Annotated in this window: 15 protein-coding genes; 7 read left to right on the top strand and 8 right to left on the bottom strand. The window is 72.5% G+C overall.

Going from position 1 to position 14,377, the window contains the following annotated elements:
• Positions 1 to 36 precede the first annotated feature (36 nt).
• The 3 genes from ABD366_RS10745 to ssgD all read right to left on the bottom strand — a co-directional run bounded on the left by ABD366_RS10745 (position 37) and on the right by ssgD (position 2,175).
• On the bottom strand, positions 37 to 621 hold the full coding sequence (locus tag ABD366_RS10745; protein WP_324769463.1) for a hypothetical protein: 585 nt from the start codon (positions 619 to 621) through the stop codon (positions 37 to 39).
• Entirely contained in the window at positions 618 to 1,559 is a 942-nt protein-coding gene (locus ABD366_RS10740) for a DUF4129 domain-containing protein (protein ID WP_324769464.1), read from the bottom strand. Before ABD366_RS10740 ends, ABD366_RS10745 begins: the two co-directional genes overlap by 4 nt.
• A gap of 199 nt (positions 1,560 to 1,758) precedes the next feature.
• Complete coding sequence (gene ssgD / locus ABD366_RS10735) at positions 1,759 to 2,175, bottom strand: spore wall synthesis regulator SsgD (RefSeq protein ID WP_324769465.1); 417 nt, start codon at positions 2,173 to 2,175, stop codon at positions 1,759 to 1,761.
• Between the two features lie 217 nt (positions 2,176 to 2,392).
• Here ssgD and ABD366_RS10730 point away from each other — a divergent pair, with 217 nt between their 5' ends.
• The 5 genes from ABD366_RS10730 (at position 2,393) to ABD366_RS10710 (ending at position 7,647) form a co-directional block, all read left to right on the top strand.
• Entirely contained in the window at positions 2,393 to 3,487 is a 1,095-nt protein-coding gene (locus ABD366_RS10730; protein ID WP_324769466.1) for a WD40/YVTN/BNR-like repeat-containing protein, read from the top strand.
• A 99-nt stretch (positions 3,488 to 3,586) separates the two neighbouring features.
• Positions 3,587 to 4,648 carry an ABC transporter ATP-binding protein gene (locus ABD366_RS10725; RefSeq protein WP_324769467.1) on the top strand — a complete coding sequence of 354 codons (1,062 nt, stop codon included), beginning with the start codon at positions 3,587 to 3,589 and terminating at the stop codon, positions 4,646 to 4,648.
• An 86-nt stretch (positions 4,649 to 4,734) separates the two neighbouring features.
• A complete protein-coding gene (locus ABD366_RS10720; RefSeq protein WP_411293716.1) occupies positions 4,735 to 5,949 on the top strand; it encodes an ABC transporter substrate-binding protein in 1,215 nt (404 codons plus the stop codon).
• Between the two features lie 7 nt (positions 5,950 to 5,956).
• A complete protein-coding gene (locus tag ABD366_RS10715; protein ID WP_324769469.1) occupies positions 5,957 to 6,820 on the top strand; it encodes an ABC transporter permease in 864 nt (287 codons plus the stop codon).
• 11 nt (positions 6,821 to 6,831) lie between these two features.
• Positions 6,832 to 7,647, top strand: a complete 816-nt coding sequence (locus ABD366_RS10710; RefSeq protein WP_324769471.1) for an ABC transporter permease — start codon at positions 6,832 to 6,834, stop codon at positions 7,645 to 7,647.
• Positions 7,648 to 7,656: 9 nt separating this feature from the next.
• On the opposite strand, the gene ABD366_RS10705 is transcribed toward ABD366_RS10710, so the two are convergent.
• The 4 genes from ABD366_RS10705 to ABD366_RS10690 are packed head-to-tail and all read right to left on the bottom strand — an operon-like array spanning position 7,657 to position 11,745.
• Positions 7,657 to 8,676, bottom strand: coding sequence for an iron-siderophore ABC transporter substrate-binding protein (locus ABD366_RS10705; RefSeq protein ID WP_324769472.1), 1,020 nt, complete (start codon positions 8,674 to 8,676; stop codon positions 7,657 to 7,659).
• Positions 8,677 to 8,696: 20 nt separating this feature from the next.
• On the bottom strand, positions 8,697 to 9,584 hold the full coding sequence (locus ABD366_RS10700; protein WP_324769473.1) for an ABC transporter ATP-binding protein: 888 nt from the start codon (positions 9,582 to 9,584) through the stop codon (positions 8,697 to 8,699).
• A gap of 2 nt (positions 9,585 to 9,586) precedes the next feature.
• Positions 9,587 to 10,681: a FecCD family ABC transporter permease gene (locus tag ABD366_RS10695; RefSeq protein WP_425576949.1), complete on the bottom strand. Its 1,095-nt coding sequence runs from the start codon at positions 10,679 to 10,681 to the stop codon at positions 9,587 to 9,589.
• Entirely contained in the window at positions 10,678 to 11,745 is a 1,068-nt protein-coding gene (locus ABD366_RS10690) for a FecCD family ABC transporter permease (protein ID WP_411293823.1), read from the bottom strand. Before ABD366_RS10690 ends, ABD366_RS10695 begins: the two co-directional genes overlap by 4 nt.
• Positions 11,746 to 11,880: 135 nt before the next feature.
• On the opposite strand from ABD366_RS10690, the gene ABD366_RS10685 reads away from it, so the two are divergent.
• Entirely contained in the window at positions 11,881 to 12,423 is a 543-nt protein-coding gene (locus ABD366_RS10685; RefSeq protein WP_324772434.1) for an MSMEG_1061 family FMN-dependent PPOX-type flavoprotein, read from the top strand.
• 16 nt (positions 12,424 to 12,439) lie between these two features.
• Complete coding sequence (locus ABD366_RS10680; protein ID WP_411293818.1) at positions 12,440 to 13,138, top strand: endonuclease V; 699 nt, start codon at positions 12,440 to 12,442, stop codon at positions 13,136 to 13,138.
• Positions 13,139 to 13,160: 22 nt separating this feature from the next.
• On the opposite strand, the gene ABD366_RS10675 is transcribed toward ABD366_RS10680, so the two are convergent.
• Positions 13,161 to 14,315, bottom strand: a complete 1,155-nt coding sequence (locus tag ABD366_RS10675) for a saccharopine dehydrogenase family protein (protein ID WP_324772435.1) — start codon at positions 14,313 to 14,315, stop codon at positions 13,161 to 13,163.
• Between the last annotated feature and the right edge of the window lie 62 nt (positions 14,316 to 14,377).

Genomic DNA, 14,377 nt, shown 5'->3' with positions numbered 1-14,377 from the left:
GCTGCGATGCGGAGTGCTGCGTCACGTCGTTCTTCCTCATCCTGCCGGGTCGTCGGTGCGGGTACGGGTACGGGGGTCGCCGAGCGCTTCGAGGCGGTCGACGAGACGGCGCAGCACGTCGACGGGCACGTCGCCGTCGGGCCCGGTGCGGGGCGTCGCCGGCCCGAGCCACGGCCACAGGTCCGCCCCGATCAGTTCGGCGGCGCGCTCCGGCTGCTGGTCGAGCGAGACGTGGTGGTGCTCGGCGAGCGTGGCCGCGAACAGGCGGCGCAGTTCGGGCCGGAGCACCGCGCGGTAGTAGAGGGCGCCGTCGGAGCCGGCGGCCGTGCGGATGTTGCTCCGCCACTCGCCCATGCCGGGGGCCCGCGCGCGCAGCAGCCGTACGTCGTCGCGCCGCCCGGAGTCGAAGGCGCCCGCGCCGACGACGTACCGTGCGACGGCGAGCGCGGTGACGACGAGCACGGCCACCACGGCACCTGCCGCCTCCGCCCCGTCGACAAGCAGCACCAGAACGGCGGCGGACACGCCCATCACACCGAGCAGCAGCAGGAGTTGTCGGGCCGTCAGATCCTGGCGCGCGCGAACCAGCGGGTCGCCGTGGTCTCTGAAGTGCTGGGTCACCCCGCGGCCTCCCGGTCGTCGAGCTGTGCGGCGATCTCCTCGAGAGCGGTGGCGGCGGCCTCGCGCCGGGTCTCGTCCATCGGGTGCGAGGAGTAGCGCGCTTCGCGGAACAGCGCGGTGAGGCGGGGTGCGGCCGGGCCCGCGGCGAGGCCCGCGCGGGCGGCGCGCGTGAGCAGGTCGGCGGGGCTGTCGGAGGCGCGGCGGTCCACGCCGGAGGCGGCGAGGGCCTCCTCCATGGCGGCGTAGCAGGCGATCACGGCCGCTCGCGCGTCCCCGCCCTCGGTCAGCGCCCGGCGCCCCGACCCCACGGCGGACAGCAGCAGTGTCCGGTCCTGGTCGGTCTCGTCCGCGGCCGGTCCCGCACCGGGCTCGGGCAGTGTGAGACCCCGGCGCAACCGGCGGCGTACCAGGACCACGAGCATCACCACGAGCCCGGCCGCCGCGATGAGGGCGATCACGCCGAGGAGAAGGTAGAGCGGCCAGGGCGTGGAGTTCCCGCTGCCCGCCGGCCCCCCCTGAGCACCGCCCGTCATCGGCGCGAGGCTCGGCGGCGGGGGCGGCTGCTCGGCGGGCGAGCTGTGCCGGGTGAAGCGGTGCAGGACCAGGGCGAGGATCCCGAGCAGGAGCGGCCCGGCCAGGAGCAGGGGGAGGGCGACCTGTCGCAACCGTTCCCCGGCCGGCGACGGTGTGGTGCGGTTCGCGCCGATCCGGGTGCGCAGCCGCCTCGTGCAGAGAGTGAAGCCCAGTGTCCAGGCGGCGACGAGCGCGACCACCACGATCCCGCGGTCGCCCAGCGCGCCCTTTCCGGAATGGAGGAGGCCGTGACCGGGGCGCAGCACCAGCGCGGCCGTGGACAGCAGGACGACGAGCCCGGCGGCGATCACCGCCGCGGACGGTCCGGACGTCGTCCCGCGTCCGTCCTGCCCCCCGTGCACCATGGAGCCCCCCGCCGAGCGCGTCCCCCCGGACGCTTGTTCCCACGTCCCCCGGACGCCTGTTCCACCGCATCCTGGCATCCGCTGCCCCGGCTGTCAGCAACTTCTTTGTGCGATGCATGTGGTTCACCTGCGGTTCGGCCCGGCGTCCGCGACGAGCCCGCTACGCCGTCCCGCAGCCGCGGTCATCCCACGGGACCGCTCAGTACGCGTCCCGCAGCAGCTCCGCCAGGTCCCCGTCCAGGTCCACGTGGAGCGACTCCTCGCCGACCGGCACCAGCGCCGTCGTGTCCGACAGGAAGCGCTGGATCTCGCCCGTGCGGATGTGCACGATCGCGGTGCCCTCCGCGGCGTGGAACTCCAGGACCGTCCGGTCGTACCCGTACGGCCGGACCCGTACGTCACCGGCGCCCGCGGTCTCCGTCATCCCGGAGGTGAGCAGTTCCCGGGCGAACGTCCAGCACACGTCGACGCCTTCCAGGGTGGCGGGGGCCGGGAAGGACATGCGCACGGCGAACGGGTCGCGTACGTCGTAGCCCAGCGTGGCGGGGATGCTCGCCATCCGGGGGGCGGCGGCGACCAGACGGGCCTCTACGGCTTGCTCGATGACGATGGACAACGCCAGCTCCTTGGGACAACTGCACGGACGACGACGGACGGTCGGACGGGCTCATTTGAATAGACGTCGGAATGGGGAAATCCGTGCACCAGAAGCCGGACGAAACACGAGTGACCTCTGTCACCGGTTTCAATCCCGGTGCTCTGGACGCCACCCGGATGGTGGACTACCTTCGCGCGCCATGACGCGACTGAGGACTGTGAGGACAGGGCGGAACATGGGGCGTACGGGGAAGGCGGGACGGACGGCGGCGGCCTGCGCGGCGGCGCTCCTCGCGGCGGTCGCGCTCGGTGTCGCACCGGGGCCCGCCGCCGCCAGGACACCGGCCTGGGAGCTGAAGGACACGCACACCGACGCCCGCTTCCGGGGGCTGGCCGCCGTCGACCGGCACACGGCGTGGGTCGCCGGGTCCAAGGGCACGGTGCTGCGCACCACGGACGGCGGCGCGCACTGGAAGCCGGTGTCGCCGCCCGGCGCGGACGCGCTGGAGTTCCGCGACATCGAGGCGTTCGACGCCCGCCGCGCGGTGGTCCTGGCCATCGGCGAGGGCGAGGCGTCCCGGATCTTGCGCACCGATGACGGCGGCGCCACCTGGACGGAGTCGTTCCGCAACACCGACCCGAAGGCGTTCTACGACTGCGTCACGTTCTTCGACCGCCGCCACGGCCTCGCGATGAGCGACCCGGTCGACGGCAGGTACCGCATCCTGTCGACCCGGGACGGGGGCCGTTCCTGGCGGGTCCTGCCGAACACCGGGATGCCGCCCGCGCAGAGCGGCGAGGCGGGCTTCGCCGCGTCCGGGCAGTGCCTGGTGGCGTCCGGGCCGCGCGACGTCTGGCTCGCCACCGGCGGCGGCGCGGCCTCCCGGGTGCTGCACTCCGCCGACCGCGGTCTGACCTGGACCGCGACGAAGACCCCGATCCCGGCGGGCGACGCCGCCCGGGGCGTCTTCGGCCTCGCCTTCCGCGACCGGACCCACGGCATCGCCGTCGGCGGCGACTACAACGCGGGGCTGCCCTCGCCGCGGGCCGCGGCGGTGACCGGCGACGCGGGCCGCAGCTGGACCCCGTCGGCGCAGCCCCCGCCCGCCTATCGCTCCGGCGTCGCCTGGCTCCCGCACAGCCGTACCGCCGCGCTCGCGGTCGGCCCGACCGGCACCGACCTCACCACGAACGGCGGCCGCACCTGGCGCACCGTGGACCCGGGCTCGTACGACACCGTCGACTGCACGCACGACGGCGCGTGCTGGGCGGCGGGCGAGAAGGGACGTGTGGCACGCCTCGGTCACCGGGTCGGCCAGGACCGGTCCTGACCGCGGAGCGCACATTCCGATTACGGTACAAACCCGATCAACGGGTCACCGGCGGTCTTGTGAGAGCCGTTGAAATGTGCATGATCTACGCGTATGGCCATGCCCGCACAACCGCAAAAAGGACAACCGGCCGCCGCGATCGCCCTGCGCGCGGTGCACAAGGTGTTCGGTGACGTGCGCGCCGTCGACGGAGTCGAACTCGACGTGGCCGAGGGCGAGTTCTTCTCGCTGCTCGGCCCGTCCGGGTCCGGCAAGACGACCGTGCTCCGTCTCGTCGCCGGTTTCGAGACACCGACGAGCGGCGCCGTCCTCCTCGACGGCGCCGACGTCACCCGGCACGCCCCCTTCGAGCGCGACGTCACCACCGTCTTCCAGGACTACGCGCTCTTCCCGCACATGAGCGTCGAGCAGAACGTCGCCTACGGCCTCAAGGTGCGCAGCGCGAGCCGCCGGGAGCAGGCCGAGCGGGCCCGCGCCGCTCTCGCCTCCGTCCGACTCGAAGGGTTCGGCGGGCGCAGACCAGGGCAGCTCTCCGGCGGCCAGCGTCAACGCGTCGCGCTGGCACGGGCGTTGGTCGTACGCCCCCGCGTGCTGCTCCTCGACGAGCCGCTCGGCGCCCTCGACCTCAAGCTGCGCGAACAGATGCAGACCGAGCTGAAGGAGTTGCAGCGGGTAAGCGGGATCACCTTCGTCCTCGTCACCCACGACCAGGCCGAGGCCCTCGCGCTCAGCGACCGCGTCGCCGTCATGAACGCCGGGCGCGTCGAACAGGTGGGCACGCCGGGGGAGTTGTACGAAACGCCCGCCTCCGCGTTCGTCGCGTCCTTCGTCGGCACGTCCAACACCCTCACCGGCGCGGCCGCCGAGCTGATCGTGGGGAAAGCCGGGACATTCGGCGTCAGACCCGAGAAGATCCGTGTGCTGCCCGACGAGGGGGAGCACGATCGTGCCCACCACAGCGAGGTGCGCGGTACTGTCGCCGACGCCGTCTACCTCGGGGACAGCACCCGCGTCGTCGTCGACACCGACGCCGGCGCGCGCTTCGTCGTCGTACGGCAGAACCTCGACACGACCGCGGCCGACGCCCTCGCCCTGCCGGGCAGCCGCGTCCTGCTCCGCTGGCACCGACGGCACAACGTCCCACTGCACAACACGACTTGAGCGCCACGCCGCACAGCACGACGTGAGCGACCCACCGCACAGCACGACTTGAGCGACCCACGCGAATCGACCGACAGGGAGACCTCGTGCGCGCACCTCGAACCCTCATGGCCGCCACCGCCCTCGGCGGACTGCTGCTCGTCACCGCCTGCGGCTCATCGGACGACGGGGGCGGCGGCTCCTCGGGCGCGCCCGGCGGGCAGGGCTTCACCCCGCCGAAGCTGTCCGCGCCCACCTCCCTCGGAAAGACCGAGGGCAAGGTCAACCTCATCGCCTGGGCCGGTTACGCCGAGGACGGCTCGAACGACCCGAAGGTCGACTGGGTCACCCCCTTCGAGAAACGCACGGGCTGCCAGGTCAGCACCAAGGTCGCCGGAACCTCCGACGAGATGGTCAACCTGATGAAGACCGGCCAGTACGACGCCGTCTCCGCGTCCGGCGACGCCTCCCTGCGCCTGATCGCCTCCGGCGACGCCGCCCCCGTCAACACCGACCTCGTGCCCAACTACGCGGACATCTTCCCGGGGCTCAAGATGCAACCCTGGAACTCCGTCAAGAAGGTCGCCTACGGCATCCCGCACGGCCGCGGCGCCAACCTCCTCATGTACCGCACCGACAAGGTGTCCCCGGCCCCCGACTCCTGGAAGGCCGTCTTCGACGACGCGTCCGCGTACAAGGGCAAGGTCACCGCCTACGACTCCCCGATCTACCTCGCCGACGCCGCGTTGTATCTGATGAAGACCCGGCCCGGCCTCGGCATCAAGGACCCGTACGCACTCGACCAGAAGCAATTCGACGCCGCCGTCGCCCTGTTGAAGAAGCAGAACGGGAACGTCGGCGAGTACTGGAGCGACTACCTGAAGGAGATCTCCGCCTTCAAGAGCGGCGACTCGGTGATCGGCACCAGCTGGCAGGTCATCGTGAACACCGCCCAGGCCGAGAAGGCCCCCGTCAAGGCCGTCCTCCCGAAGGAGGGCGCCACCGGCTGGTCCGACACGTGGATGGTCTCCGCGAAGGCCGAACACCCCAACTGCGCCTACAAATGGCTCGACTGGATCGTCTCGCCCCAGGCCAACGCGCAGGTCGCCGAGTACTTCGGCGAGGCACCCTCGAACGCCAAGGCCTGTGAGCGGACGACCGACAAACAGCACTGCGCGACCTACCACGCCGACGACGCCGCCTACTGGAAGCAGGTCCACTTCTGGACCACACCCATCCCGCAGTGCCTCGACGGACGCACCGACGTCACCTGTGTGCCGTACGCGAAGTGGGTGCAGGCGTGGACCGGGATCAAGGGCTGAGGTGGCCGTGACCGTCGGGAAGAAGGCCGCCGGGGCGCTGCGCCGCAGCCCCCGGCTGCGCCTCGCCCTGCTCCTCGCGGCGCCCCTGACCTGGCTCGTCGTCGCCTACCTGGGATCGCTCGCGGTGCTCTTCCTGTCGGGCCTGTGGACCACGGACCCGTTCACGTCGGACATCGTGCGCAGCTGGACGCTCTCCAACTTCAAGACGTTGTTCACGACGGACGTCTACCGCCAAGTCGCCCTGCGCAGCGTGGGAGTTGCTCTCGGCGTCACGGCGCTGTGCATCGTGCTCGCGTTTCCGATCGCGTTCTACACGGCGCGCGTCGCCCGTCCCCGGTGGCGCCCGCTGCTCGTCGTCGCCCTCCTCACGCCGCTGTGGGCGAGTTACCTCGTCAAGGCCTACGCGTGGCGCGTCATGCTCGCCGAAGGGGGCCTGCTGGACTGGCTGTTGACCCCGTTCGGGATCAGCGGGCCCGGCTACGGACTGACCGCGACGGTCCTGGTCCTGACCTACCTCTGGCTGCCGTACATGATCCTGCCGATCCACGCCGGTCTCGAACGCGTCCCCGACCGGCTGCTCGACGCCTCCGCCGACCTCGGCGCCCGCACCTGGCGCACCTTCCGCACGGTGCTGCTGCCGCTCGTCCTGCCGTCCGTCGCGGCGGGCTCCGTCTTCACGTTCTCGCTCAGCCTCGGCGACTACATCGCCGTCCAGATCGTCGGCGGCAGGACCCAGCTCATCGGCAACGTCATCTACGCCAACATCACGCTCGACCTGCCGCTGGCCGCCGCCCTCGGCACCGTGCCGGTCGTCGTCATCGTCCTCTACCTGCTCGCCGTGCGCCGCACCGGCGCGCTCAGCAGCCTCTGAAGGAGCCCGTGGTGCACCTGTCCCGCCCCGCGCGCGTCGCACTGCGCGTCGGCGCCTGCGCCGGCTTCGCCGTCATCTACGTCCCGCTGCTCCTTGTCATCGTCAACTCCGTCAACCAGGACCGCAGTTCGAGCTGGCCGCCGAGCGGTCTCACCCTGCGCTGGTGGCGGGACGCCTGGCACAGCGCGGGCGCCAGGGACGCCCTGTGGACCTCGGTCAAGGCGGGCCTCGGCGCCACGCTCATCGCCCTCGTCCTCGGCACGCTCATCGCCCACGCCGTCGCCCGGCACCGCTTCTTCGGCCGGAACGCGATCTCCTTCGCCGTCGTCCTGCCCATCGCGCTGCCCGGCATCATCACGGGCGTCGCCCTCAACACGGCCTTCCGTACGGTCCTGGAACCGCTCGGGATCGGCCTCGGCCTGTTCACGGTGGTCGTCGGACACGCCACGTTCTGCGTCGTCATCGTCTTCAACAACGTCGCCGCCCGGCTGCGCCGCCTGCCGGGCTCGTACGAGGAGGCGGCCATGGACCTGGGCGCCGGTACCTTCCGCACGTTCCGTGACATCACGTTCCCGCTGACCCGCTCGGCGCTCGCGGCCGGCGGCCTGCTCGCGTTCGCGCTGTCCTTCGACGAGATCGTGGTCACCACGTTCACGGCCGGCCCCGGCGTCCAGACCCTCCCGCTGTGGATCTTCTCCAACATGGCCAGACCGCAGCAGGCCCCCGTGGTCAACGTCGTCGCCGTCGTCCTCGTCCTGCTGTCGGTGATCCCGGTCTACGTGGCCCAGCGGCTGTCCTCCGACACGGCGGCGGGCAGCCGGGTGTAGTCCGCCGCTCTACTTCTCCATGGCCTCGGCGAACAGCGGCACCACGTGCTCGAGCGCGTACTGGACGGACAGGATCGAGTCGGTGGCGAAGGCCGAGCTGATGTCCTTGTCGTCGAAGACCACCGAATGCCCCTTCTTCGCCGCCGGGATCGACGCGTAGAGCGGGTCGGAGCTGATCTTCTTCGCCGTGGTGCCGATCGGGGCCATCACCATCAGATCGGCGTCGAGCATCTGGAGGTTCTCCTCCGACACGGGCACGGAGAACGCCTTGCCCGCCTTCTTCTCCACCGCCGGGTTGTTCTCGAAGCCGAGCCGCTCGACGAAGTCGACACGGCCGGTGCCGCGCACGTACGCGCCCCAGGTCGAGGCCGTACGGGAGCCGATGGTGATGGTCTTGTCCTTGAACTCGGGGTGCGCGGCGGCCGCTTCGCTGAACTGCTTCTCGGTGTCCGCGATCAGCCTCTCGCCCTTCTCGGGCACGCCGAGCGCCTGGGCGACCATCGTCGTCTGCTTCTTCCAGGTCTGCTTGTACTGGTCGCCGCCCTTGGGCACACCGACGGTCGGAGCGATCTTGCTGAGGGTGTCGTAGCGGGTCTGGTCACCGCTCGACTTGGTGTCGAGGATGAGGTCCGGCTCGAGCGCCGCGATCTTCTCGTACTCGGGCTCGAGGGTGCCGATCTTCTGCGGCGACTTGTCGTACTTCGCCGTGACCCAGGGGCCGAGGCCGTCTCCGCCGAACGCCAGCCAGTCGCTCGCCCCGACGGGCTGCACGCCGAGCGCGAGAGCCGTCTCCGCGTCGCCCCACCCAAGAGCGACCACGCGCTTGGGCTGCTCCTCGACCGTGATGGTGCCGAACTTGGTGGCCACCTTCGCGGGGAAGGCGCCGGAGGACTTCCGGCCCGCGCTGTCGGCGTCGTCGTCCGTGCCGGAGCCGCAGGCCGCGAGGGAACCGGCCAGCGCGAGAGCGAGAGCGCCGACGAGGAACCGGGAGCGGCGCCGGCCGGTACGGGGGGTGGTGGGGCTGGACATGGGTGTGCTCTTTTCCTGGATCACAAGAGGGGTCGGGCCTGGGCGGCCGGGGTGGAGGAGGCGGCGATGTGATGGCGCCCCATCGGGACGATGAGCGGGGTGCCGGACGCCGGGTCGGGGACGACGGTGCTGCGCAGTCCGAAGACCTGCTCGACGAGGGACTCGCTGACGATGTCGGAGGGTGCGCCCTCCGCGACGATCCGGCCGTCCTTCATGGCGACGAGGTGGTCGGCGTAGCGGCAGGCCAGGTTGAGGTCGTGCAGGACCACGACGAGCGTGACGCCGCGCTCCCGGTTGAGGTCGGTCAGCAGGTCCAGGACGTCGAGCTGATGGCTGATGTCGAGGTACGTCGTCGGCTCGTCGAGCAGCAGGACGTCCGTCTGCTGGGCCAGGGCCATGGCGATCCACACGCGCTGGCGCTGGCCGCCGGAGAGCTCGTCGATGGAGCGCTCCGCGAGGTCGAGGACGTCCGTCGCGTGCAGGGCCGTGGCGACGGCTTCGTCGTCGGCGGGCGTCCACCGCCGGAACCAGCCCTGGTGCGGATAGCGGCCCCGTCCGACGAGATCGGCGACGGTGATCGACTCGGGCGCGACCGGCGTCTGCGGCAGCACGCCGAGCACCGCGGCGACCTCCTTGGTGGACATGGAGTGCACGCTGCGCCCGTCGAGCAGGACCGTGCCCGCCGTCGGGGCGAGCAGCCGGGCCATCGAGCGCAGCAGGGTCGACTTGCCGCAGGCGTTCGGGCCGACCACGACGGTGATCCGGCCGGACGGGATGTCGGCGTCGAGCCCGGTGATGATCCGGCGCTCGCCGTAGCCGAGTTCGAGGCCGCGGGCCTGCAGGGTGTGCGGGGAGGCCACGGGCGTCTCCTCGTCGTCGGGGCGGATGGGTGTGAGGGGTGCGGGCACGGTCAGCCACCCCGCCCGGCACGGTTGGCGCGGGCCAGGAGCCACAGCAGGTAGGGGGCGCCGATCACGCTCGTGACGATGCCGACCGGCAACTGGGTGCCGGGGATCAGGTGATGCCCGGCGAAGTCGGCGACGATCACGAGCAGGGCGCCGATCGCGGCGGAGGGCAGCAGCGCGGCACCCTGCCCCGGCACCAGACGCCGGGCGATGGGCGGCGACACGAAGGCGACGAACCCGACGGGCCCCGCGGCGGCCGTCGCCACCCCGGCGAGGGCGGTGGCGCAGGCGAGCAGGGCGAGCCGGTCCCGCTCGACGCGTGCGCCGAGCCCGCCGGCCGTGTCGTCGCCGAGTTGCAGCGCGGGCAGCGCGCGGGCCGCCAGGGCGGTGAGCGGCACGAGCAGCACGGCGCCGACGAGCAGGGGCCAGAACTGCGGCCAGGAACGCCCGTTGAGGCTGCCGGCCAGCCACAGGAACGCGGTCTGCGCCTCGGTCACGTCCGAGCGGGTCATCTGGTACGAGATCACGCTCGACAGGCCCGTCCCGATGCCCAGGCCGACGAGGACGAGGCGGTAGCCGCTCACGCCCTTGCGCCAGGCGAGCAGATAGACCGCGGCGCCCGCGACGAGGGCACCGGCAAGCGCCACGAACGACAGCGGCGTCCCGCTCAGCCCCGCGAGCCCGCCGGCCAGGACGACGGCGGCGCCCGCGCCCGAGCTGACCCCGATCACGTCGGGGCTCGCCAGCGGATTGCGCAGCAGCGTCTGGAACACGGCGCCGGACAGGCCGAAGCAGCAGCCGACGAGCAGGGCCAGCAGGGCGCGCGGCAGGCGCAGTTCGAGGACGACGAACCGCGAGCCGCTGTCGCCGCCGCCCAGCAGGGTGGCGAGGACGTCCGGTATCGGCACGGTGTAGTCGCCGTAGCTGAGCGCGGCGCACAGCGCGGCGAACGCGGCCAGGAGCAGGCCGCCGCTGACGCCGGTGAACCGGGCACGCCCGCGGCGCCGTACCGAGGCCACCCGGGCCTTCGCCGCGCGCAGGGTGTCCTCGTCCGGCCGGGCGTCGCGCGCGGCCGGGGCGGGACGGAGCGTGTCGCTCACAACTCCACCGTCTTTCTGCGGCGTACGAGGATGACGAAGGGGATGGCGCCGAGCGCGGCCGTCATGACTCCGACCTGGACCTCGCCGGGCCGCGCGATCAGCCGGCCGACGACGTCGGCGAGCAGCAGCGAGGCAGGTGCGAGCAGGGCGCTGTAGGGGAGGATCCACCGGTAGTCGGGTCCGGTGATCAGGCGTGCCGCGTGCGGAACGGCCAGGCCCACGAAGGCGATCGGACCCGCGACGACCGTGGCGGCCCCGCAGAGCAGGACCACACAGGCCGCGGCGCCGAGCCGGGCCAGGGCGATCCGCTGGCCGAGTCCGCGGGCGGTGTCGTCGCCCAGGGCGAGGGTGTTGAGCTGCGGGCCCAGCGCGAGGGCCAGCACGCCGCCGACGGCGATGAACGGCAGGGCCTGCCAAAGCACGTCGCCCTCCCGGCCGGTGAGGGAACCGACCTGCCAGAAGCGGAACTGGTCGAAGGTCTTGCCGTCCGTGAGCAGCATCGCGCTGGTCACGGCGGAGAGGGTGGCGGCCACGGCGGCCCCGGACAGGGCGAGCTTCACCGGGGTGGCGCCCTCACGGCCCATGCTGCCGATCCCGTAGACGAGCACGGCGGCGAGGCAGGCGCCGAGGAAACCGAACCAGATGTACTGCCGCGGCTCGGTCAGGGCGAGCACGCTGATGGCGAAGACGACGAAGACGGAGGCTCCGGCGTTGACGCCCAACAGGCCGGGGTCGGCGAGGGGGTTGCGGGCCACGCCCTGCATGACGGTGCCCGCGAGTCCGAGCGCCAGGCCCGCGAGCAGGCCGGCCGCCGTGCGCGGGATCCGGACCTCCTGCACGATGAGCTGGGCGCGGTTGCCGCGGTCGGGGTGGAGGAGTCCGGCGACGACGTCGTCGAGCGGTACGTGCCCCGAGCCGACGCCGAGGCTCAGGGCCACGGCGGCCACGAGGACGAGAGCGACCCCGCCGAGCCCGAGGAGCAGCCGTCCCGTTCTTCGTCCTGCCTTGCTGGGTCGCACTGGTTCCGTTCCGTGTTCGCTGGTCAGCCGCGCAGCGGCCGGCATCGGAACACGAGGTTCCACGCCTAAGGTGAGGCTAACCTAATATCAGATAATGTTCACGCAGCAACTACTCTGAGCGGGCAGGCGGGGCCCTCCGCGGACACCGCCGGAGACCCGTTTTCGAACTCAGGAGTTGGCTTGCCGCACACCACGGACACCGGATACGTGGAACTGCGCTCCGCGGACCGGCTGCGCGAACTCCTCGGCGAGCCGCACCCGATCGTGATCGACAAGGTCCACCCCCGCCTCGACGACCTGGACCGCGGACTCATCGCCCGCTCGCCGTTCTGCCTGCTCTCCACGGCCGACGCCCAGGGCAACTGCGACGTGTCGCCCCGCGGGGACGGCCCCGGATTCGCGCACATCATCGACGACGGCACGCTCGCCCTCCCGGACCGGCCCGGCAACCGCCGCGGCGACAGCTTCCACAACATCCTTCAGAACCCGCACGCGGGCCTGCTGTTCCTGATACCCGGCGCCACCGACGTCCTGCGGGTCAACGGCCGGGCCCGCATCCTCACCGACGCGCCCTTCTTCGACGCCATGGCCGTCAAGGGACAACGGCCCGCCCTGGCGCTGCTCCTGGACATCGACGACATCTACCTCCACTGCCCGCAGTCGCTGCGCCGCTCGGGCCTGTGGAAGCCGACCACCTGGGAGAACGCGGCCCGAAGCGTCTAGCTTCTAGGCTTGACCCATGCGGATGATCACGGGGGTCCCCGAAGGCTGGCCGACGGACGAGGCGGCGGCGCGCGCGGTGCAGGACGCGCTGCGCGACCGCGTCGTACGGGACGAGACCGGGCCCGCGCCGGGGACGGGCACGGTCACCGGGATCGACGTCGCCTACGACGACGCACGCGATCTCGTAGCGGCGGCCGCGGTCGTCCTCGACGCCGCGACGCTCGACGTCGTCGAGGAGGCCACGGCCGTCGGACGCGTCGCCTTCCCCTACGTGCCGGGCCTGTTGGCGTTCCGCGAGATCCCGGCGGTCCTGGGCGCCCTGAAGGCGCTGCGCACCGACCCGGGGCTCGTGGTCTGCGACGGCTACGGCCTCGCGCACCCGCGCCGCTTCGGCCTCGCCAGCCATCTCGGCGTCCTCACGGGGCTGCCCACGATGGGCGTCGCCAAGAATCCGTTCGCCTTCGAGCACGGCTCGCTGGGCCAAGAGCGGGGGAGCGCCGTCGCGCTGCGGGACGGGGACGAGGAGGTCGGCCGCGCCCTGCGCACCCGCGACGGCGTGAAGCCGGTGTACGTCTCGGTGGGCCACCGCGTCTCCCTGGCGGGCGTGTGCGCGCACACCCTGGCCCTGACGCCCGCCTACCGGCTCCCGGAGACGACCCGCAGGGCGGACCGCCTGTGCCGGGACGCACTGATCGACCTCAGCGCCCGCCCGTGAACTCCCGCGTGCCCGCGCCCTCTCAGCGCTCCGCGGCGACCCGGAAGCCGATCCCCGCCGCCGTGAGCCGTGCGATCAGCGCGTCGCCCATCGCCACGGCGGTGGTCACCTGGCCCGAGGTGTCCGGGAGTTCGTCCAGGGCGAGGCAGAGCGCGGACTCCGCCAGCATCTTCGCGGTCTCCCCGTACCCGGGGTCACCGCCGGAGACCTCCGTGTAGACCCGGCGCCCGCCGCCCTCGCCCACGAACCGCACCGAGAACCAGCTCTTGGCCCTGCGCGCCTCGTCGGGTCCGTCGCCGGGCAGCAGCCGGCCGCTCAGCCAGCGCCGCACGGGCGGCACTTGGGCCGCCGCGAACAGCGCGCCGACGGCCGCGGCCCCGCCCAGCGCGACCGGCAGCGACTTCACGGCCGCGTAGTGCCGGTAGCGGAAGTCCGGTCCGTAGCGCTCAAGGGCCCGCGCGGAGCGCTGCACCACCTGCGGATCGATCGTCGGCAGCGGCAGGGCCCACGCGCCGACCTCCTTGGCGAACCGCGGCGTCCCCACCGGCGCGTACGCGCTGCGGCCCACGACCCGCGGCTGGTGGCGGCGCCGGTCCTGCTGTGCGGCGAGCATCTGCCGGGCCCGCCCGAACTGGTTCAGCGCGGACGCGAACGTACCGCCCGAGGGTGCGGCGTTCGTCCGCACGAACCCGTCGACCCGCAGTGGCACGGCCTCCGGCAACTGCCGCACGGTGAAGTACGCGCCCAGGTCGTGCGGGACCGAGTCGAAGCCGCACGCGTGCACGAGCCGGGCACCCGTCTCGCGCGCGCGGGCGTCGTGCCGCACATACATGAGGTCCACGAACTCGGGCTCGCCCGTGAGGTCCACATAATCGGTGCCCGCCTCGGCGCACGCGGCCACAAGTCCCTCCCCGTACTCCAGGTACGGGCCCACGGTCGTGGCCACCACACGCGCGCGGCCGGCGAGTTCGCGCAGCGACGCCGCGTCGGCCACGTCCGCCCGCTCCAGCGGCAGCACCGCGCACGCCGGGTCGATGCCGGTGAGCCGCTCGCGCAGCCGCTCCAGCTTGGCCAGGGAGCGGCCGGCGATCGCCCAGCGCAGGCCCTCCGGGGCGTGCGCCGCGAGGTACTCGGCGGTGAGCATCCCCACGAAACCCGTCGCCCCGAACAACACCACGTCGTACGTCCTGTCCGCGCTCCCCGGGTGCTCAGGGCCCCCGGAGTTCCCGGAGGTACCAG

Origin of the sequence: Streptomyces kunmingensis (genome assembly GCF_039533535.1) — a bacterium.
Taxonomy (GTDB): Bacteria; Actinomycetota; Actinomycetes; order Streptomycetales; family Streptomycetaceae; genus Streptomyces; species Streptomyces kunmingensis.
Note: the sequence above shows the minus strand (reverse complement) of the source record. Positions and strands in the feature narration are given on the sequence as shown.

Bases quoted from the DNA above. Each gene is read 5' to 3' on its own strand.
- ABD366_RS10740 (WP_324769464.1), bottom strand. From the start codon at position 1,559: ATGGTGCACGGGGGGCAGGACGGACGCGGGACGACGTCCGGACCGTCC.
- ABD366_RS10730 (WP_324769466.1), top strand. From the start codon at position 2,393: ATGGGGCGTACGGGGAAGGCGGGACGGACGGCGGCGGCCTGCGCGGCG.
- ABD366_RS10725 (WP_324769467.1), top strand. From the start codon at position 3,587: ATGCCCGCACAACCGCAAAAAGGACAACCGGCCGCCGCGATCGCCCTG.
- ABD366_RS10705 (WP_324769472.1), bottom strand. From the start codon at position 8,676: ATGTCCAGCCCCACCACCCCCCGTACCGGCCGGCGCCGCTCCCGGTTC.
- ABD366_RS10690 (WP_411293823.1), bottom strand. From the start codon at position 11,745: ATGCCGGCCGCTGCGCGGCTGACCAGCGAACACGGAACGGAACCAGTG.
- ABD366_RS10680 (WP_411293818.1), top strand. From the start codon at position 12,440: ATGCGGATGATCACGGGGGTCCCCGAAGGCTGGCCGACGGACGAGGCG.